This window comes from Spirosoma knui (assembly GCF_054780635.1).
Genome location: NZ_BAAGVY010000003.1, coordinates 278,312 through 297,411, shown reverse-complemented (window position 1 = coordinate 297,411; position 19,100 = coordinate 278,312). Strand labels below are relative to the sequence as shown.

Below are 19,100 nucleotides of genomic sequence, written 5' to 3'. Positions count from 1 at the left end.
CGTGTAGTAGGTAGTTGTATACGTACGAAAGTAAGCTGGGGCAAGTTTTGATAAAGTTAAAAAGTATTTGTGGAGATTATGTAACTAATCATCATGGATTTATAACCAGTTGTAATTCAGAGGGATATTAAGCCTGGTCAACCCATAAATAATGTATGTAATTGCAACATAACCGTAGCGATGGATGGAATTGCTGTTAACGGGTCGGGCTGGACTCACTGCCCAAACGGTGGCGCAGATGAAAGAGATGGAGGTAGCTGACGCATTGCACGGCGTTTATGGGCTTGGGCCGACCTACACGGAGGGGCTGGGCTATGGTCATGACGGTGCCCATTTGAATTACCTATCGAACCTACGCTACAATCCGGATACGAAGACAACGACGTTAATGCTAGCCACGTTTTTCAAAGTAGGTAGCACACCCAACGAAAGCAAGGCCGATTTTCTGGAGTTGAGATTTGACTTGCAGAAAACAGCCCCTAAAGCAAATTAGATTGTGAATTCTAAATAAAGGGTGCTTAGTTCTGAATAAACATCTCTTAAAAGCCTCGTACAATGAATTATCCTGCTGAGTGGGCTGACCGGGCTGTTCGTCATTTGCAACTTTATGAAGCTCGATGACCACCGGAATACGTCAGATGTGTAGAGACGCGATCGCAAATTATATTCAGTAGAATACCGGTTTGAGGTACGTATTGCGTTTAATTAACTCTCCCTCCCTATCCTCAAAAGGGAGGAGGGATACGGATCGCTACGTGCAAAAAGTCCCCCGGCGAATAAATAGCCGGGGGACTCCTGTCAGAAAAGGCAGTACGTACTACCGGTTTACGTAGACCGTCAGCTTGGGAGCCTGAGTGCCGGTTTTTCCGACTACCCCCTGCGCGAAGACCGTCATTGCCCGCCCCGATGTGCTCCCCGTGAACGTTGAGGCAGTTGTTACGTTGGCTGTGGCACCGGCGACCCGAAACAGGAATGACGCGTTGTTTTTGATGTCAACACCTACAAATGGCGATACGGTTTTATACGTAACATTCGAAACCAGTTTCGTACCATCCGATAAGAGCAGGTCATAAGCGGTAGCACCGGGAATCAGGTTGACGAACCGAACGTAAAATTTGTTGGGGTCCGTAGCGGTGCTGAAATCGTCGTTCAGCAGTTGCACTTCGGGCTGCGGTCCCGTACCCATCAGCAGCAGCGAATAATACTTATTATCGTCCAGCGTCAGCGATTGGCTGTAGAGCGTCGCGGGGCTGCTGGCTGTGGTGGTAGCAGGCGTCGTCAGCGAGACGGATACCTGACCCGCCGTGACGATGGCATAGTTGGCCGATACGCCTGGAAATGTAGTACCAAACGTAATGGGAGCCGGGGTGCCGGTTCCAGCGCTGGTGCTGATGGCACCGGTCGGGACGGCCGCGCTGATCTTCTCGTTATTGATAAACAGGTTTACGCCCGGTGCATCAGGGGCAGCATGAACGAGTTTGATCCGCGCTCCGGCGGGCGTTGGCGTCGACGGAACGGTTAGGGTGGTACGCTCGCACGACCAGCCAATCAGACTTGCCATTGCCAGCAGAAAAACAGAAAAATGTCGGTATGTCATGGTAAGAATAAATTCGTGATTAGGGCTGGGTAAACCAAACCGGTTTGGTGTTGTAGTCGAGGGCCAGGCCACCGATTTTGTTCAGCGCGTCGATGTTCCAGACGTATTCCGAGTTATAACGGGGGCGTAGCCGCTGGGCCGGTTTGCCGTTGTTGTTGCTGGAGAACGTCTGCGGCAGCTGGAAGCTCGTAAACACGTCGCTGCTGTAATTGTACCGGCGCAGGTCGGACCACTGCTCCAGGAAACCCCAGCCCCACTGCGCAATGTACTTTTGTAGCATGATCTGGTTCAGCGTCAGCGCAGCGGCATCGGCCGGAACAACCACCGGATTAGCCAGATACGTAGCGCGGTCAGCAGCCGGTACGCCGGTGAAGGTCATGTGGGCCTCGATGCCTTTGCGGTAAGCTGCGGACGCCGTGGCCTTATCGCCCTTGATGAAGGCGGCTTCGGCTTTGATGAACTGCAACTGGGCGTAGGTCATCATCGGGAAAGGTCCTTTGTCGGTGAAGACGTACTTACCCGTTGTGCCCGCTGCCGGAACGCTGTTCAGTGGTGTACCCCAGGGGCTCAACACCCGGGCCGCTTCGGGAATACTGGCGGCCGTCGATTGGCCGGTACCCGGAGTCAGGCCCCGGTACGTACCGTCACCACTTGGCGTCAGCATAAGGGGTGTACGCGGATCTTTTACGCCATTAAATACTCGGCCGTCCATTAAGCGTAGGATGAAATCCGACTGGCCAAACACCTGGAGGTTTTGCCGCGTTGGGCCAAAGAAGCTGGCGTCGGCGGTGCTGTTTCCGTTAAAAGGCATCAGCGCGTCATCGGCATTGCTGGCGAACGAGCTGTCGACATAAGCAATTACCTTGTTGGGATCATACGACGCCTTTTTCGACAGGTGGTGCGCGTTCATCGCCAGTAGGCCGTAGGCAAACTTCTTCCACTTGAGCCGGTCGCCCTTGTACATGATGTCGCCCCGCGATAGCTGCGCCTGCGATACTTTACCGTCGGTACGGTTCAGGTAGGGAATGGCCTCATTCAACAGCCGCACCACTTCGGCGTAGGCGGCTTCCTGGGTGTCGTAATCAAACTGGTTTTTCTGCGGGTCCTGGTCAAACGCTTCGCTGAGAATAATCTCACCGTGAATGTCCGTCAGCATCTGCCAGCCCCAGGCTTTCATAATCAGCCCAACGCCGAGGTAATCCCATTTTTCGTTGGCACGGGCGTCGTCGATGAGGTTGACGAGGTTGCGGCCCCCTTTCCAGTACACATCCCGCCAGATTTCGCCCCCAACGTCGGAAGCACTGGCGTAACCGTGCAAATCCCAGGTGTCGTTGGCCAGGTACGACTGCCAGTTCTGCACGTAGCGGCCAATGACGCGGGCGTCGAACTGAACGCCCAGCGCGTAGTTCACCTCGATAGGAGCCAGCAGCAGGGCAGCTTCGACCTGATCAGGGTTATTGGGGTTTTTGTTGATGTCTAAATACTTGTCGCAGCTGCTCAGGGTCAGTGCGAGCCCGGTCAACACCAGGCCGGAAAGTTTTTTATAATTCATTTTTATGAGTTCGCTTTTTTGCCACGGTACCGGGTACCCTGGCCAACGTTGTTTACTGTATTAAAGTCCAATCGTCAACCCGACGTTGTAGGTGCGGGGCAGGGGCAGGTTCCCAAAGTCGATGCCAAAACCACCTGAGCCACCCGTCACGGAGTTGCTCGCGTTTACGCCGGGGTCGCCACCCGTGTAGTTCGTCAGCAGCAGCAGGTCGGTGCCGGTAAAGAACACACTGGCCGTTTTGAACACCCGCGACCGGTTCAGTAGGGAAGCTGGCAGGTTATACCGTAGCGTTACGTCTTTCACGCGCATCCAGTTGATATTCCGCTCAATGAAATCCTCATCGGCAAAAGCGGTGTAATACTCGCTGTTGTAGTACGGAATGAGCTGAATGTTGTTCTTGGTTGGCGTAGCCGTATTTTCCAGCCCATCTTTCAAAACGCCATTGATGACGCGGGGCGTTGTCCGGTCGAGGGTGTTTTTGCTCAGCCCCTGGCGGAACATGAACTCCTCCGTTGCATTATATACGTCGCCACCTTTGCGGATGTCGAGCAGGAAGCTCAGCGTCAGGTTGTTCTTAATGGTGAACGTATTGAGGAAGCCCAGCACGAAATCAGGGTTTCGGTTGGCGACTTGTTTCCAGGCGGTTTCGATATACGGCAGACCTGTCAATGGGTTAATCAGAATCTGGCCCTGGTTATTACGCACATACGTATCGCCGGTGAGTGAGGTCAGCGGTCCACCCACGCGAACGCCGTTCCGGATGTTCCGGTATACCCACGTATCGGAGTTGTAGAATTCGGTCAGACCCACGGGCAGGCTCAGTAATCGACTGTTTGTTTTGGTAAAATTAAGGGTGGTGTTCCAGTTGAAATTACCGCTCCGAACCGGCTCGGCGTTCAACGAAATCTCAACACCATCGTTCCAGAGGTCACCCGTGTTGATCGTTTTCAGGATAAACCCGGTGCCGTAGCTGATGCGTAGGTCTTTGATGATCTGGTTCGTGCTCTTGGTACGGTAATAAGCCGCGTCGAGTCCCAGCCGTCCGTTGAAGAACTTCAGTTCAATACCGGTTTCAAATGAGTTCACTTTCTCCGGCACCAGGAACGGGTTGGGGGCCGTGAAGCCGTAGCTGAAACCACCACCCGTGGTTGTCTGGCTTTCGTAGGCCTGCGAGGTCGCGTACACCGGCGCTTCTTTACCCACCTGAGCCGCCGAAATCCGGAATTTACCGTAACTCAGGGCGTTGCGGAAGCCACCCTGCGGTACCAGTTCAGTGAAGACAAAACTGGCCGACGCCGAGGGGTAGAAGAACGAGCGGCTTTCTTTCGGGAACGTACTCGACCAGTCATTGCGGCCGGTTACAGTCAGGAAGAACAGGTCGTTATAGCCCAGCGTCAGGTCGCCGAATACGCCGATGAGCCGCCGTTGCTGGAGGGCCGACAGCGATTTCTGGGTGAGCGGGTCAGTATTGTTGATGCTCGTGAAATTCGGGTCGAGGAATTTCTCACCGCGCGTCGAGAGGGCGTTGTAGCGATAGTCATAGATGGCCTGCCCCACCCGGAACGAGGTGCTCAGTTTGTTGAACTGCTTTTTCGCAGTAGCGAAATACTGCACCGTCAGCGTCCGGTTGTTGTCCGTCGATTGGTCAAGCGACCCGCCGATGGTGCCGCCCGCCCGGTTCGATTCGGGGTGGTATTTAATCAGGTATTGGGTCGAGTACACATCCAAACCCACCCGGCCGTTGAACGTCAGCCAGTCGGTAGCTGCGTAGCTGAGGCCGATGTTCGTAATGGCCCGGTCGCCCCGGTCGCTGAGCTGGTTGCGGTTCACGTCGAAATATGGGTTCTCGATTTCGGCGCTGCCCGTGATGCGTCGGCGTGTCCCGTCTACGTTCAGGTAGTTGCTCATGTCGTTGCTCGCTGGCCACTGCAACATCCCCAGCAGAAAGCTGTTCTGTCCCTTTGACACCTTCGTATTGGCGGTGTTGATGTACTGGATGGTCGATTCGGCGGTCAGTTTGTCGCTGATTTTTGCCGTTCCGGCCAGCGTCAGATTCAGGCGGTCGTACTGCGTGGTTGGAATAACGCCCTTCGTGCTGGTGTACCCCGCCGACAGCCGGTAGGTGTAACGGTCCGTTCCGCCGTCGAACGACAGGTTGTGCCGCTGACCGAAACCCGTTTGCAGGAAGTTGTTCACGTTGTCGTAGAACTGAGTGCCTTCAGGGTAAGCCGGTCCGAAATAGTTGAAGGTATTGTTCTGCGCGGTGCCGTTGGTTCCCTGCGAATACACCTGCTGCACCTGCGGCAGGCGGTTTTGGGTAATCTGCTGCCAGGTAAAGCTGTTGGTATAGCTCACGCGGCCCTGTCCGTTACGTCCTTTTTTTGTCGTGATGACAATGGCACCGTTGGCAGCTTCAACGCCGTAGAGCGCAGCGGCTTCGGGTCCTTTCAGGACCGTAATGCTTTCAATGTCGTTCGGGTTGAGGTCGGCGGCCCGGTTGCTGAAGTCAACCGTCCGGTTTTCGAACGAGGTGCTGGAATTCTTGGACGCTACAAAGTTATTGCTCTCCGCCGTGCGGTTGCTAATGGGCATCCCGTCGATGACAAACAGGGGCTGGTTGTTGCCGCTGATGGAGTTGATCCCCCGGATAACGACCTGCGACGACGAACCTGGCAGACCGCTGGTGGTGGCTACCTGCACGCCCGGTACGCGGCCTTGTAAGGCATTGAGGAAGTTGTCGCGTTGGGTCTGGGCCAGTTCCTGCCCACCTACTTCCGTTACGGCATAGCCCAGCTGGCGTTTTTCGCGCTTGATACCGAGAGCGGTTACGACTACCTCGTTCAGGGCGTTGGCTTCCTGCTTTAGGGACACGTTCATTACGTCGGCGTTGCCGACCGTTACGTCCTGCGTGGTGGTGCCGATGAAGCTAACCCGTAAGACCTGACCTTTGTCAGCCTGGATGCGGAAGTTCCCGTTTGCATCGGTGGTGGTGCCGCGGGTGGTACCCCGAACCACGACGCTGGCTCCCGGAATAGGGGCATTGTCTTCAACAGAGATGACTTTACCCGTGATTGTGCGATTCTGAGCGTATGTTGTCAGGTGCGTTGCCAGACCAAGCAACACCAGAAACATACTTCGTAAAACTAACTGCATAAGCAGAGAAGTAGTTTGGTTAAAAAGTAGACGAAAATAAATTCAAAATTGCCCCGAAACGAGTAAAGAAGCAACTAATCGACCTGAACTATAGAAACAATTTTTGTTTGTACTTAATCAAGATTTAATTTACTCATAGAATAGTATTATATTTTGATTATTTATACTTAAGTAAAATTTTTTAGGGGTTTTATGGAAATTTATCAAAATAGTATTTGGCGTTTATTGAAATAGCCTATATTTGATTCAACAAAATAGTACAACAGAACAAACTTCATAACCTACCTGCTCACTGGCCGCACTTGTGGAGTAGGTAGTTGCTCTTCAGCACCGTTGTCCATCATCAACGGCCTGAAGAACGGGTTTATAGCTGGTCAGTGCCGTATCGGCAACGCCCGTTAGTAACCCGCCCTGAATTGATTGCCTGGCTGGAATCTATCGGCCGGAGCAATCGGAGTACGTCTTCTTTGTCTGCATTTATTTCTGTAGTTCACCCGTAGGCCAAAATGCCTGCGAGGGCAGTTGCGTTGCGCCCGGTTCGTTCGGGCGGTTCGGATCGGGCGGCCAGTATTCGGCACTGTTCCGGCAACCGGGAGCAACGTATTTGTCATAACCTAATCTAACGTATCATGCGAAAAAGACTACTGATTTATGCGTTCATCTGGTGTTGTGTAGGGCTAGCGGCTCAGGCACAGAACCGGATGCTGACCGGTACGGTCGTTTCGGCCGAAGAGGGTCCTTTGCCGGGGGTGAACGTAGTACTGAAGGGTACGACTCTGGGAACAACCACGGATGCAAAAGGAAAGTATACGCTCAGTGTGCCCGGCGATGAAGCGGTCGTGACGTTTAGCTCGATCGGGTTCACTACCGAAGAAGTTAACGTAGGGAGTCGCTCCGTACTCGATTTTACGCTCCGGGCCGATGTACGGGCGCTTTCGGAAGTAGTCGTAACCGCGTTTGGGGTCAAAAAAGAAGTAAAATCACTGGGCTACGGTGTACAGGAAATTAAAGGGCAGCAGCTCACCGAAGCCCGCGCTACGAACGTAGTGAACGGTTTGTCGGGAAAAGTGGCCGGACTGCGCATCAGCAGCAATGGTGGGCCAGGCAGTGGTTCCACGGTGCAAATCCGGGGGGCGTCGTCGGTATCGGGGAACAACCAGCCGCTGGTGGTCATTGACGGTGTGCCCATTCAGCAGACGTTCGATAAACAGTTCGGCTCGGGCTTGTCGGAAATTAACCCCGATAACATTCAGGAATTAACCGTCTTAAAAGGACCAAATGCGGCTGCGCTGTATGGGTCTCGGGCGGCCAACGGGGTTATTCTGGTGACCACCAAAAACGGGTCTGGTACCAAAGGCATTGGGGTTGAAATCAATTCGAACACTACGTTCGAGCGGCCCTGGATAAAACCCAATTTTCAGAATACCTACGGCGGAGGCAACGGCTACCGGACCTGGTATACGGACGGTTGGAGTGGGGCCATAACCGACCCACTCGAAATAAGTCAGTACCGCGCGGCCTACGGACCGAATGCTCCTCTGAGTGGCACCGAAGGTACCGACGAAAGCTGGGGCGCTCCCCTGGATGGGCGACTGGCACGGCAGTGGTGGACCGGTACCGGGGTCGCTCCACTGACTCCGCAGCCCAACAACTACGACGAATATTGGGCAACGGGCAAAACGTTTACCAACAACATTGCGATCTCGGGTGCCAACGATAAAGGGAATTTCCGGCTGAGCATCGGGCGGCTCGATCAGCAGGGAATCATGTACTACAACGATTTCCACCGCAATAATTTCAAATTTAACTCGGGGTACAACTTTACGCCGAAGCTGAACGTAAGCCTGTCGGCCGAATACATCAAGTCCGGCTCCGACAACCGGGGCTATACCGAAGGGCAGCAATTCATCTGGTCGCACCGGCACGTATCGTGGGCCCAACTGCGCGACTACGAAGCCTACCAGAACATCAGTATCAATCGGGCCTTGCCGGGTAAACCCGCCGACACCGATCCGCCGAACTGGCAGCACACCTTCTTCACCAACCCGTATTTCACCCAGTTGAAACTGCCGTATGGGAACGATAAAGATCGGCTGGTTGGCAACATTGCCTTGAACTATAAGATTCTGCCGTCGCTGAGTCTGATGGTACGTTCGGGAACGGACGTCTGGACCGATACGCGGATTAATGTCCTGAATTTTGAGCGGGTACGTAACGGGAACAGTACGCCCGGCTCTTATTCAGAAGAAGTGTTACGTCGGCAGGAAACGAATAGTGACTTCATTTTTACGTTCAACAAAGCGATTACGAGCGATTTCACGATCAACGCTCAGGCGGGGGGCATTCAGCGGACCAATTATTACAAACGGAATTACCTGAAAGTAGGTCAATTGGTTGTCGATGGCGTGTATAATGCAGGCAACGCCAACCCGAGTCAGAACACGGCCGAGAGCGCCATCGAGAAGTCGCAGGTGAACAGCGTGTTCGGCTCGGCTGAGTTTGGCTGGCGGAATTCGCTGTTCTTGAACGCAACGGCCCGCAACGACTGGTCGAGTACACTACCCGCCGAAGCCCGATCGTATTTTTATCCGTCGGTATCGGTGAGCGGGGTGCTGAGCGAGCTACTGAACCTGCAAAGCCGGGTATTATCGTTTGCCAAGGTACGCGCCAGCTGGGCGCAGGTCGGAAACGATGCCGACCCCTATCAGCTGCTGCAAACCTTCCGGGCGAACGGCTCCTGGAACGGCTCCGTGCCTGAGTTCTTCGAGAACAAGAAAATCTCTAACTCTACGCTCAAGCCCGAAATCACGACCGGTACCGAGCTGGGGCTAGACCTGCGTTTCCTGAAAGGTCGAATTGGCCTTGACGTAACGTATTACAATCAGGTGTCGCGCAACCAGATTCTGGGCGTTGAAATCTCGAAAGCCAGTGGCTACGATTCCCGCATCCTGAACGCCGGAAAAATCGCGAACACCGGGGTTGAAATCGTGCTGACCGGCTCGCCGGTTCGTCTGCCCAACGGCTTTACGTGGGAAACGGCGCTGAACTTCGCCCGCAACCGGAACAAAGTGCTTGAACTGGCCGAGGGCCTGACCACCTATGTCCTCTACAGTCGCCAGGGCCTGAACTCGGAAGCCCGCGTTGGTCAACCTTACGGTACGCTGTTTGGCATTGGGTTCGAACACGCGCCCGACGGACAAGTCATATACGGGGCCAACGGCTATCCGGTCGTGTCGTCAACTCCCCGCGTGCTGGGCAACATTCAGCCGAACTGGACGGGGGGCTGGCAGAATACGTTCAGCTTCAAAGGCATTATGCTGTCGGCGCTGGTCGATATACGGTCGGGTGGGAGCCTGTTCGATGAGGGAACAGGTACGGCCCGCTGGACTGGTCAATATGCTGAAACTGCCGTTGGCCGCGAGGAAGGCATCATCGGGAAAGGCGTCGTTAACGTCGGCAGTGCCGAGCAGCCCCGTTACGTTCCCAACACCACGATTGTACCCGCCAGCGCGCTTTATGGCTATAACAACCCCCGCCGATACCACGAAGCCGCCATTTTTGACGCGAGCTACGTAAAGCTCCGCGAGGTAACGCTAGGTTATCAACTGCCCGCTACGTTGCTGAATCGGGTTAAGATCCGCTCGGCGAAGATTTCGCTGGTAGGACGTAACGTGCTCATGCTGTTTAAGAATACGCCCCACATCGACCCCGAAGCCGACCGGTTCGGAGCCAACTCGCAAGGGTTCGCATATGGCGAGCTGCCCAGCAGCCGCAGCTTGGGAGTTAACCTGAATCTGGGATTCTAACGCGTCATTTTATCGCATTACGTATGAAACGAATCATTCTTCTTTCCATAGCCGCACTCCTGACGGTTGGGTCCTGCACAAAGGAATTCGACACGATGAATGTGGACCCTAATAACCCCACAGCTGTGGGCCCGCAGTACTTGCTGCCGTACGCGCTGGAAGCATCCATTGATCGTTACTGGGGCAGTAATATCCGCTTCGAGCGACTGAATCTGGACGGTGCCATGCTGTGGATGCAGTACCTGACCCGGAACATCTACTCGAACGAAGGCGATAACTACGGCGTATCGGTGGCCTTGTACAACAACAACTGGAAAGGCTTTTACAACGATGGGCTGGTTAATTTCCAGCGGATCATTACGCTCTCCGCTGCGGGTGGCAAGTACCCCAACCCGAACTACGAAGGGATCGGTCTAGTGATGCGCACCTGGGTGTATTCGCTGCTGACGGATGTATACGGAGCTGTACCGTATGGAGAAGCCATCAAAGGGACGGCCGACGCTCCCATCTACACACCGGCTTACGATACGATGGATAAGGTGTACGCGGGTATGCTGGCGGATCTGAAAACGGCGAACGAGAAACTAAGCGTTACGGGACCGGCGGTTACGGGCGATATTCTGTACGGCGGGGATATTCTGAAGTGGAAAAAGTTTGCCAATTCATTACGTATTCGGCTGGCGAATCGGCAGGCTGCGAAAAAACCGGCGGAGTCGAAAGCCATCCTGACCGAAATTCTGGCCGATGCCGCTACGTATCCCATCTTCACCAGCAACGCCGATAATGCGACGCTTAAACACACCGCCACCCGACCCAGCAATAACGAATGGAATGAGGTGATGGTGTTCGGCAGCCGTACGGACTGGAACGTAAGCAAAACGTTGATCGACAAGCTGAATGGCTTGGGCGACGCCCGCGTAACGGTCTATGCGCAACCCAACAAAGACGGCAAATACGTGGGTCACGCTAATGGGTTGCCTGATGCCATTGCGACTACGTATCTCGGTACGAGTTCGATGCTGGGGACGTATTTCATGCAGCCCACTACGCCCAGCGTGCTGATGACTTACGCTGAACTGAATCTGACGTTGGCCGAAGCGGCCTTCGATGGCGACATTACCGGCGACGCGCAGGGGTATTTCGAGAAAGGCATTGCGGCTTCGTTCGATCAGTACGGCCTTAAGGTCACGGATGATTACCTGAAGACGGTAGGCAAAGCTTCCAAGGAGAAAATTATGGAGCAGAAGTGGCTGGCCTTATTCGGGCAGGGTATCGAAGCCTGGACTGAGTACCGCCGGACCGGCCTGCCCGTATTACCTGCCAAAGATCCCCGGTCTATTTTCGAGAATGATGGTGTGCTACCCACCCGCATTAAGTATCCAACCTCGGAGTACTCGCTCAACGATGCTAATGTCCGGAAAGGCGTAACGCTGAACGGGGGCGACGATAGTATGAAAACTAAACTGTGGTGGGCTGAAAAGTAACCTGTTCCATTAACCGAAACGCAAGTGATGAAACCATATAAGCTATTAATCAGCAGTGTAGCGGTGCTGGCGAGTCTGGCTGGCTGCACCAAAGTAGCCGACCCCTTCGTCGACCGGGTGGCGGCTCCGGTTCTGGTCGTAATTGATAATGCAACCGGCGATGGCGGTGGTCAAAATGCCGAACCGGTCGTTTCCCAAAAAAGCAGCGGTCCGGTGACGCTGGCCGTACGGATTTATGAACTCGACAAGAGTGGTATTCTGAATAACAAAGTGGGCATTGATTCCATACCCGTTACGTCCCTGGCGATCAAACTGACCAAACGCGACGGAACCGCCCTGGCCGAGTTGAAAACGGATGGCGCTGGCAAAGCCAGTATCTCCAAAAGCTGGGCTGAGCTGGGTATTACGTCCCCGCATGTAGGAAGCAGTGTATTGCTCACCTGGACGGGCGAGTACAAAGGGCAGGCATTCAGCCGACTGTCGCGGGTGCAGGCCATCAACTAGTGACTAGTCAATTCATTACGTTTATTCAGGCTAATAATCAATTAATAATCAACGAAATGTCTATCAATCGTCGTGACTGGCTACGGGCCAGCGTGTTATCTGGATTAGGTCTGGCCACTGCGCAGGCTGGCTACTGTGAACCCTGGCTGGATGCGTCAGCGGCTCCGGTTGAGCCACCGAAAGGCATGCTGAAAGCTCGGTTATCAGCAAACGAAAATCCGTATGGCCCGTCGCCAAAAGCCTTGAAAGCCATTACGGAAGCTGCGCAGGACGGGTATCTGTATCCGATGCAGTACGGGGCGCAGTTGCGCAAACTGATTGCCGAGCAGGAAGGCGTTGCCGAAGAGCAGATTCTGTTGGCTCCCGGCTCCGGTTCGCTGCTCGTAGCCGCTGCCATGCACTACAGCTACGCGAAACCGGGGGGCACAATCATTTCGGCCGACCCAACCTACGAACAACTCATGCGGGCGGCTGTTCAGCACGGGGCTAAGTGGGAGAAAGTACCGCTTACGGCTGGCAGCTACGACCATAACCTCGCCGAGATGGAAAAACGCATGGGCGACAATACGAGCCTGGTGTACGTAAACAACCCCAACAACCCGACTGGCGTAACGATTGATCCGGTGGCTTTACGGGCGTTCGTGGATCGCGTATCGGCGAAGAAACCCGTATTTGTCGACGAAGCGTATATTCACTACACGAGTGACCCGGCTAAGTTCAGTGTGCTGGAGAACGTCAAAAAAGGACAGAACGTCCTGGTAGCCCGCACCTTCTCTAAAATCTACGGCATGGCAGGTTTACGGCTAGGGTATCTGGTTGGGCAACCCGATACGTTGGCGGCCATTAGCAAGTGGGGCGGTGGCCCCGGTGGTCTGACCATGACTACGCTGCGGGCGGGCTTAGCCTGTTATAAAGATGAAGAGTTTATCAAGTACTCGCTGTCGAAGGGCCTCGAATCCCGCGAATATCTATACGAAACGCTGAAGACCAACGGCTATACGTATCTGCCGTCGGGTACAAACTTCGTGCTGTTCCCAATCCGGATGAAAGGTGAAGATTTCGTGAATAAGATGATGAGCCAGGGCGTAAGCATCCGCCAGTGGAAGTTCGACGGGCAGTACTGGTGCCGCGTCAGCCTCGGTACTATGCCGCAGATGCAGGCTTTCGCCGAAGGGCTGAAAATAGTTTCTTAAACCCGTTATCCGAAGCGGGGAGGTTGACGTGATGAGGTTTGCTAATTCATTTTCGCAGGCTTTCGCACGCTAACTTCCCCGCTTCTATATATTACCTGTCAGCATGTATTGATTTACAGATAAGCGGTTCAATCGTGAACTTAGGCATCGCGATTGATCAGATAAACATTGTTGCACGGAGTTGGGCAAACCTGCTTCATCCACTGTCGGTGAACCGGCCGCGTTCCGTAACTTTGTTGCATGTCTACCCTTCACATTGCCCCGCTGGCCGAGAGCCTGCCTACTTTTCTGGCTACCCATGATTTTTCGGCTATTGCCGTCATTGCCGATAACCACACGCTTCGATATTGCTACCCTGAGCTTAAATCCTTGCTGCCAAAGCATACGCTGGTGCGTATCAAAGCTGGTGAAGAACAGAAACACCTGGCTACCTGTGAACTGATCTGGGATGCGCTCACGCGGGCTAATTTCGACCGGCATGCGTTGGTGCTGAACCTAGGTGGGGGCGTAATTGGAGATATGGGCGGGTTCTGTGCCGCTACGTACAAACGGGGTATCGCCTTCGCGCAGCTACCGACAACGTTACTGTCGCAGGTCGACGCCAGCGTGGGCGGTAAATTGGGGATCGATTTTCGGGGGTTCAAGAATCATATCGGCGTGTTCCAGCATCCGGACGCCGTACTGATCGACCCCGTTTTCCTGCAAACGCTTCCCGAACGCGAACTCCGCTCGGGCTTTGCTGAGGTGATTAAACATTGCCTGATTGCCGATGCCGCCATGTGGGAAGAAATTCGTCGGCGCGACCTGGACGAGCAGGACTGGCGCGAACTGGTTGCCCATTCGGTCGCCGTGAAACAACGGGTAGTTGAGCAGGACCCAACCGAAAAAGGACTGCGGAAGATTCTTAATTTCGGTCATACGCTGGGTCACGCAGTCGAAACTTACTTTTTAACCCAGCCCCGCAAGCGGCTCCTGCATGGCGAAGCCATTGCCGTCGGGATGGTTGCCGAAGCGTTTATCGCTTACCATAAAAAGATGATTGACGAAATCTTGCTGGCGCAAATCGAGGAGTATCTGTTTTCCGTATATGGAAATGTTCGACTAACCGATTCGGACCTGGAACCCATTCTGGCTTTAACCCTACAGGATAAAAAAAACCGGGGAAATCAGGTGCGGATGGCGTTGCTGGAAGGGGCCGGAAACTGCGCGTTCGATGTGCCCGTGACAGCCACCGAAATGCGCCGTGGACTGGAGTTCTACCGGGGCCTCAATAAGTGATAAAATTTGGCGCTACACTATTGTTTGCCAAACATTTGCGTTTATATTTGAGTTCGACGGGAAGCTTAGCACTACTATTCATTTAAACGATAAGGTATTCATTGAAAACTTTTACGAACTGGAGTATGAAAAAGTGCATTGGAATTCTGTTTACGTTAGCAGTCATTGCCATGGCTGGCTGCTCGCCCAGTCGGTTATTTGTCGAGCATGATTATAGTTACGAAGGGCACTTCAAGAATTACGAATCGTTTAATTTTTTAGAGTGCGAGTTTGTCGACTCGACGCTGCTTTGCTCCGATATTCAGGATGCCATCCGGCATCAGATGGAAGCGCGGGGCTATCGCGTCAGTAACCGAAATCCGAATCTGCTCATTTCATACAACATCTTCCGGTCTGATCTACGGTTCCGGGGCTATCAGCAGCCAGTTATTAAGGATTGGGTTGTTCGCGAAGACGACGATGCAACCTATAAGCGCATTGACTACAATCTGGACGAAGGTACGCTGATGATCTCACTGATCGATGCCGAGTCGTATCAGGTTATCTGGAAAGGGTATGCTTCCAAGATGATGCGCAATCAGAACTTTAAGAATAACTACTTCAAAGGAATCGTCCGCTCGATCTTCGACCAGTATCCGCTTATGGCGACGGCGAGGTAGATTCTCTGAACCCGAACATAAAAACTGGTGAATAGATAAGGGAAAGCCGACGGGCAACTCCTTAGCTATTCACCAGTTTTTGCTTTATTACTTCGTCAGCTCTTTAAAGATACCTTCCAGGGAGCTTTCCTGCTGGCGTAACCCCACCAGTGTAAGGCGTTGGTCGGCTGCCAGTCGGAAAATAGCGGCTCGTAAGTCTGTATTCGGGCTCGCCGTGATGCGATACTGAGCATTACCCAATGATTCAACCCGTTCGACACCGGGTACTGTCGATAAAAGCTCAGGAGCCATTAGCTTACTTTCAAACTCGGCCACAACCACCACGCGTTCTTCCGCCGACGCACTACGTAGCTGGCTCAACGGACTGTCGGCCACAATCTGCCCACGATTAATGATGACCACCCGGTCGCAGATGGCCTCGACTTCCTGCATGATGTGGGTAGAGAACAGAACGGTCTTGTTACGACCAGCCTCCCGAATCACCTGCCGGATTTCGGCGAGTTGATTGGGGTCCAGGCCCGTCGTAGGTTCGTCCAGTATCAACACCGGTGGATCGTGCAGTAACGCCTGGGCCAACCCCACCCGTTGCCGGTAGCCTTTGGATAGCTGACCGATACGTTTGTGCTGCTCACGCTCTAAACCAACGAGGTTAATCATCTCAGCGATACGTTGGGTTAGACTGGCCCCCCGCAGGTTGTGGAGCGAACCCGCGAATCGCAGGTATTCCTTGACGTACAGGTCCAGATACAGCGGGTTGTGCTCGGGTAAGTAGCCAACGCTCCGGCGAACCTCCATGGGCTGCGTGCGCACATCGAACCCATTGACCTCAACCGTACCGTCGGTGGGCGGCAGATAGCCCGTCGCGATTTTCATCGTCGTCGATTTACCCGCGCCGTTGGGCCCCAGAAAGCCGACAATTTCGCCCGGCTGTACTGTCAGGGAAATCTGATTGACAGCCCGTTGATTCCCGTATTCTTTAGTCAGGTTTTGTACCCGAATAGACATGCTGTACGAAGGATAGTAAATCAGTAACGCGTAACGATCGATAATTGGCGTATTGCGAATGCGAAAGTAACACACAAAGTATGGGAAAGTATCCCTATTTTTAGCGGTTTAACATCAATAGACACTGCTTTTCGCCATTTATACATGTCGATATTTCGTAAAAAAACCGTGACGCAGGCGGTCACCGACGCTGACAAACACAACGCATCGAATCTGATGAAAGTGCTGGGCGTCCGGGATCTGACTTCACTGGGCATTGCCGCCATTATTGGCGCTGGGATTTTCAGTACGATTGGCCGGGCTAGTTTCAACGGCGGACCGGCGGTGTCGTTACTGTTCGTGTTTACGGCGATTGCCTGTGTGTTTACGGCCCTCAGCTACGCCCAGTTTGCCAGTACCGTTCCGGTCAGTGGAAGTGCCTATACGTATGCCTACGTATCATTCGGGGAGATTTTTGCCTGGGTTATCGGCTGGGCCCTGATCTTGGAATATGCAGTTTCGAATATGGTGGTTGCCATATCCTGGTCCGAATACTTTACCTCGATGCTCGCTGGGTTTGGGGTTAAATTCCCGGGTTGGCTATCAACGGATTATGGGTCAGCGCACCGAGCCTATGAGCAGGTACAGGCCGCCGGGGCGGGAGCCTCCTCGCTACCTGAAAACGTAAAGGCATTGGCCAACGCTTATGAAGTTGCCCCTGATTTGGGTGGCTTACGGCTGATTCTGGATTTGCCCGCCGGCATGATCACAGTGTTGATCACGGCCCTGGTGTACATCGGTATCAAAGAATCACGTAACGCCAGCAACCTGCTGGTAGTGCTCAAACTCGCTGTGATCGGGGTGGTCATTGCCGTTGGCGCTTTTTACGTGAAACCCGCTAACTGGTCGCCGTTTGCACCGAACGGGGTAGGGGGCGTATTGAGCGGGGTTGCATCGGTGTTTTTTGCGTTTATCGGTTTCGACTCTATTTCAACGACTGCCGAGGAGTGCCGGAACCCGCAGCGCGATCTGCCCCGCGCCATGATCTATTGTCTGGTCATCTGCACGGTTCTCTACGTTTTGATCACGCTCGTATTAACGGGTATGGTTAATTTCAAAGAGCTCGGTGTCGACGATCCGCTGGCCTACGTATTCCAGAAACTGAATCTGAATTTCATGGCTGGTATCATTTCGGTGAGCGCCGTAGTCGCCATTACCAGCGCCTTGTTAGCGTATCAACTGGGTCAGCCCCGCATCTGGATGACGATGAGCCGCGATGGGTTGCTCTGGCCTAAGTTCTCGCAAATTCACCCAAAGTATCGTACTCCATCGTTCGCGACCATTATCACGGGGGTATTGGTGGCGGTGCCGTCGCTGTTTCTGGATATGCAGTTCTTTATCGACCTCACCAGCGTAGGTACGTTCTTTGCCTTTATTCTGGTTTGTGGGGGTATCCTTTACCTGGATGCGAAAGGAATATCCGAACAGTCGAAGTTTCGGGTGCCGTACGTCAATGGCAAGTACCTGATCGGTATCGGGTTTATGCTGGTGTTTAGTTATGCGGTTTACGCGGGCGGAATGCTACACGCTGCCGAAGAAAAGCCGCTGCTGTTCGTGTTCTGGGCAACCTGGGCGGTGCTGTCGGTACTGGGTTTTCAGCGTAATTTTTCTCTACTACCCGTATTGGGTATTCTGACGAACCTGTATCTGATGACTGAACTGGGCATCACGAATTGGGCCATTTTTCTGGTCTGGCTAGCAATCGGGCTGGTTATTTACTTCTCGTACGGATTTCGTAAGAGTAAGCTGGCACCCAAAGAATTGGTCTATCCCTAACTGATTCGCTAACGATATAGCCGCCTTTATTCCGTTACGCTAAAAGCTGGAGCCGAATTTGCGTGCGTTTCCAATCATGAATTGTCCCCGATTTATCCTGGCAGGCCTGGCGACTCTGCTGATGAACTGTCATCAGACATCGGATTCACCAGCTACGGAGCCTACGGTGGTGGCCAATCAGCCCCAGCTGCCGTGGGTGAGTTACTCCCTGGCCGATGTTCGGGTAGATACCGTACACTTTGCGCAGCCGGAACCCGTAGCTATTCTAGACGACAGCGACTTAGAAGAGACTTCGGGACTAGCCCCCAGTCAGCAGAACCCTGGTTATTTATGGACGCATGCCGACTCCGGCAATGACAACACGATTTTCCTGCTGAGCGAGGACGGAACCATCGTGGCCCGGTTCACCATTGAAGGAGCCGCCAACCGGGACTGGGAAGACATTGCTGTGGGACCAGGGCCGGTTGCCGGGCAGTCCTATATCTACGTAGCTGACATCGGCGACAATCGGTTGCGTTATTCCGAAAAAATCATCTACCGCTTTCCGGAACCGGCGCTGAAGGGACGTGAACAACCGTACGTCGGGCGTATTACCAAGGCCGACAGGCTGAGCTTTCAACTGCCCGACGGTCCTAAAAATGCCGAGGCCATACTGGTAGACCCCCGGTCGCGCGACCTGTATATCCTCTCCAAAGACGAGCAGTGCGTTGTCTACAAAGCGGCTTATCCACAATCGGTATCAACGCCAACCAGGCCGGAGCGTGTACTGGCAATTCCGTTCAGAAGCGTAACGGCAGCTGATTTTTCGCCCGACGGGAGCGAACTTTTGATTCGGACGTACACAGCCGCGTTTTACTACACACGAAGTCAGAACGAGTCGGTAGTGGAGGCCTTAAAACGCCCTCCGATGTTTGAACCCTTAGCCGAGGAGCCCCAGGGAGAGGCAATTACCTGGGCTGCCAACAAAGCCGGGTATTACACCACTTCAGAAGCGTTGAACTGGTGGACACCGCAGATTCTGTATTTCTACAAGCGAAAAAGATAAGTAGGCACG

The 19,100-nt window shown here is 53.6% G+C and carries 13 protein-coding genes; 9 read left to right on the top strand and 4 right to left on the bottom strand.

Annotation, left to right across the window (positions count from 1 at the left end):
- Positions 1–184: 184 nt before the first annotated feature.
- A complete protein-coding gene (locus ACYVIY_RS09840; RefSeq protein WP_460976153.1) occupies positions 185–493 on the top strand; it encodes a hypothetical protein in 309 nt (102 codons plus the stop codon).
- Between the two features lie 324 nt (positions 494–817).
- Here the strand turns inward: ACYVIY_RS09840 and ACYVIY_RS09835 are convergent, their stop codons facing one another.
- The 3 genes from ACYVIY_RS09835 to ACYVIY_RS09825 are packed head-to-tail and all read right to left on the bottom strand — an operon-like array spanning position 818 to position 6,302.
- Positions 818–1,597, bottom strand: a complete 780-nt coding sequence (locus ACYVIY_RS09835; RefSeq protein ID WP_460976152.1) for a DUF4397 domain-containing protein — start codon at positions 1,595–1,597, stop codon at positions 818–820.
- 19 nt (positions 1,598–1,616) lie between these two features.
- Positions 1,617–3,149 (bottom strand): SusD/RagB family nutrient-binding outer membrane lipoprotein, encoded by a 1,533-nt coding sequence (locus ACYVIY_RS09830; RefSeq protein ID WP_460976151.1) that lies wholly within the window; start codon positions 3,147–3,149, stop codon positions 1,617–1,619.
- A gap of 60 nt (positions 3,150–3,209) precedes the next feature.
- Positions 3,210–6,302, bottom strand: coding sequence for a SusC/RagA family TonB-linked outer membrane protein (locus tag ACYVIY_RS09825; protein ID WP_460976150.1), 3,093 nt, complete (start codon positions 6,300–6,302; stop codon positions 3,210–3,212).
- Between the two features lie 629 nt (positions 6,303–6,931).
- Between ACYVIY_RS09825 and ACYVIY_RS09820 the strand changes: the two genes are divergently transcribed.
- The 6 genes from ACYVIY_RS09820 (at position 6,932) to ACYVIY_RS09795 (ending at position 15,226) form a co-directional block, all read left to right on the top strand.
- Positions 6,932–10,108, top strand: coding sequence for a SusC/RagA family TonB-linked outer membrane protein (locus ACYVIY_RS09820; protein WP_460976149.1), 3,177 nt, complete (start codon positions 6,932–6,934; stop codon positions 10,106–10,108).
- A 23-nt stretch (positions 10,109–10,131) separates the two neighbouring features.
- Positions 10,132–11,592, top strand: coding sequence for a SusD/RagB family nutrient-binding outer membrane lipoprotein (locus ACYVIY_RS09815; protein ID WP_460976148.1), 1,461 nt, complete (start codon positions 10,132–10,134; stop codon positions 11,590–11,592).
- Between the two features lie 27 nt (positions 11,593–11,619).
- Positions 11,620–12,096, top strand: a complete 477-nt coding sequence (locus tag ACYVIY_RS09810; protein ID WP_460976147.1) for a putative periplasmic lipoprotein — start codon at positions 11,620–11,622, stop codon at positions 12,094–12,096.
- A 56-nt stretch (positions 12,097–12,152) separates the two neighbouring features.
- Positions 12,153–13,289, top strand: a complete 1,137-nt coding sequence (locus ACYVIY_RS09805) for a pyridoxal phosphate-dependent aminotransferase (RefSeq protein WP_460976146.1) — start codon at positions 12,153–12,155, stop codon at positions 13,287–13,289.
- A gap of 240 nt (positions 13,290–13,529) precedes the next feature.
- Positions 13,530–14,567, top strand: a complete 1,038-nt coding sequence (gene aroB / locus ACYVIY_RS09800) for a 3-dehydroquinate synthase (protein ID WP_460976145.1) — start codon at positions 13,530–13,532, stop codon at positions 14,565–14,567.
- A 125-nt stretch (positions 14,568–14,692) separates the two neighbouring features.
- Positions 14,693–15,226 (top strand): DUF4136 domain-containing protein, encoded by a 534-nt coding sequence (locus tag ACYVIY_RS09795; RefSeq protein ID WP_460976144.1) that lies wholly within the window; start codon positions 14,693–14,695, stop codon positions 15,224–15,226.
- An 87-nt stretch (positions 15,227–15,313) separates the two neighbouring features.
- Here the strand turns inward: ACYVIY_RS09795 and gldA are convergent, their stop codons facing one another.
- Complete coding sequence (gene gldA / locus ACYVIY_RS09790; protein ID WP_460976143.1) at positions 15,314–16,231, bottom strand: gliding motility-associated ABC transporter ATP-binding subunit GldA; 918 nt, start codon at positions 16,229–16,231, stop codon at positions 15,314–15,316.
- A gap of 144 nt (positions 16,232–16,375) precedes the next feature.
- Here gldA and ACYVIY_RS09785 point away from each other — a divergent pair, with 144 nt between their 5' ends.
- Together ACYVIY_RS09785 and ACYVIY_RS09780 are read left to right on the top strand one after the other, a co-directional pair.
- The gene (locus ACYVIY_RS09785; RefSeq protein WP_460976142.1) at positions 16,376–18,046 is read left to right on the top strand and encodes an amino acid permease; all 1,671 of its coding nucleotides are present in this window, start codon (positions 16,376–16,378) and stop codon (positions 18,044–18,046) included.
- Between the two features lie 76 nt (positions 18,047–18,122).
- Entirely contained in the window at positions 18,123–19,091 is a 969-nt protein-coding gene (locus ACYVIY_RS09780; RefSeq protein WP_460976141.1) for a hypothetical protein, read from the top strand.
- The last annotated feature ends 9 nt before the right edge of the window (positions 19,092–19,100 follow it).

Coding starts and splice junctions, on each gene's coding strand:
- ACYVIY_RS09830 (WP_460976151.1), bottom strand. CDS start 3,149: ATGAATTATAAAAAACTTTCCGGCCTGGTGTTGACCGGGCTCGCACTG.
- ACYVIY_RS09780 (WP_460976141.1), top strand. CDS start 18,123: ATGAATTGTCCCCGATTTATCCTGGCAGGCCTGGCGACTCTGCTGATG.
- ACYVIY_RS09805 (WP_460976146.1), top strand. CDS start 12,153: ATGTCTATCAATCGTCGTGACTGGCTACGGGCCAGCGTGTTATCTGGA.
- ACYVIY_RS09840 (WP_460976153.1), top strand. CDS start 185: ATGGAATTGCTGTTAACGGGTCGGGCTGGACTCACTGCCCAAACGGTG.
- ACYVIY_RS09825 (WP_460976150.1), bottom strand. CDS start 6,302: ATGCAGTTAGTTTTACGAAGTATGTTTCTGGTGTTGCTTGGTCTGGCA.
- ACYVIY_RS09795 (WP_460976144.1), top strand. CDS start 14,693: ATGAAAAAGTGCATTGGAATTCTGTTTACGTTAGCAGTCATTGCCATG.
- aroB (WP_460976145.1), top strand. CDS start 13,530: ATGTCTACCCTTCACATTGCCCCGCTGGCCGAGAGCCTGCCTACTTTT.
- ACYVIY_RS09820 (WP_460976149.1), top strand. CDS start 6,932: ATGCGAAAAAGACTACTGATTTATGCGTTCATCTGGTGTTGTGTAGGG.
- ACYVIY_RS09810 (WP_460976147.1), top strand. CDS start 11,620: ATGAAACCATATAAGCTATTAATCAGCAGTGTAGCGGTGCTGGCGAGT.
- ACYVIY_RS09815 (WP_460976148.1), top strand. CDS start 10,132: ATGAAACGAATCATTCTTCTTTCCATAGCCGCACTCCTGACGGTTGGG.
- ACYVIY_RS09785 (WP_460976142.1), top strand. CDS start 16,376: ATGTCGATATTTCGTAAAAAAACCGTGACGCAGGCGGTCACCGACGCT.
- gldA (WP_460976143.1), bottom strand. CDS start 16,231: ATGTCTATTCGGGTACAAAACCTGACTAAAGAATACGGGAATCAACGG.
- ACYVIY_RS09835 (WP_460976152.1), bottom strand. CDS start 1,597: ATGACATACCGACATTTTTCTGTTTTTCTGCTGGCAATGGCAAGTCTG.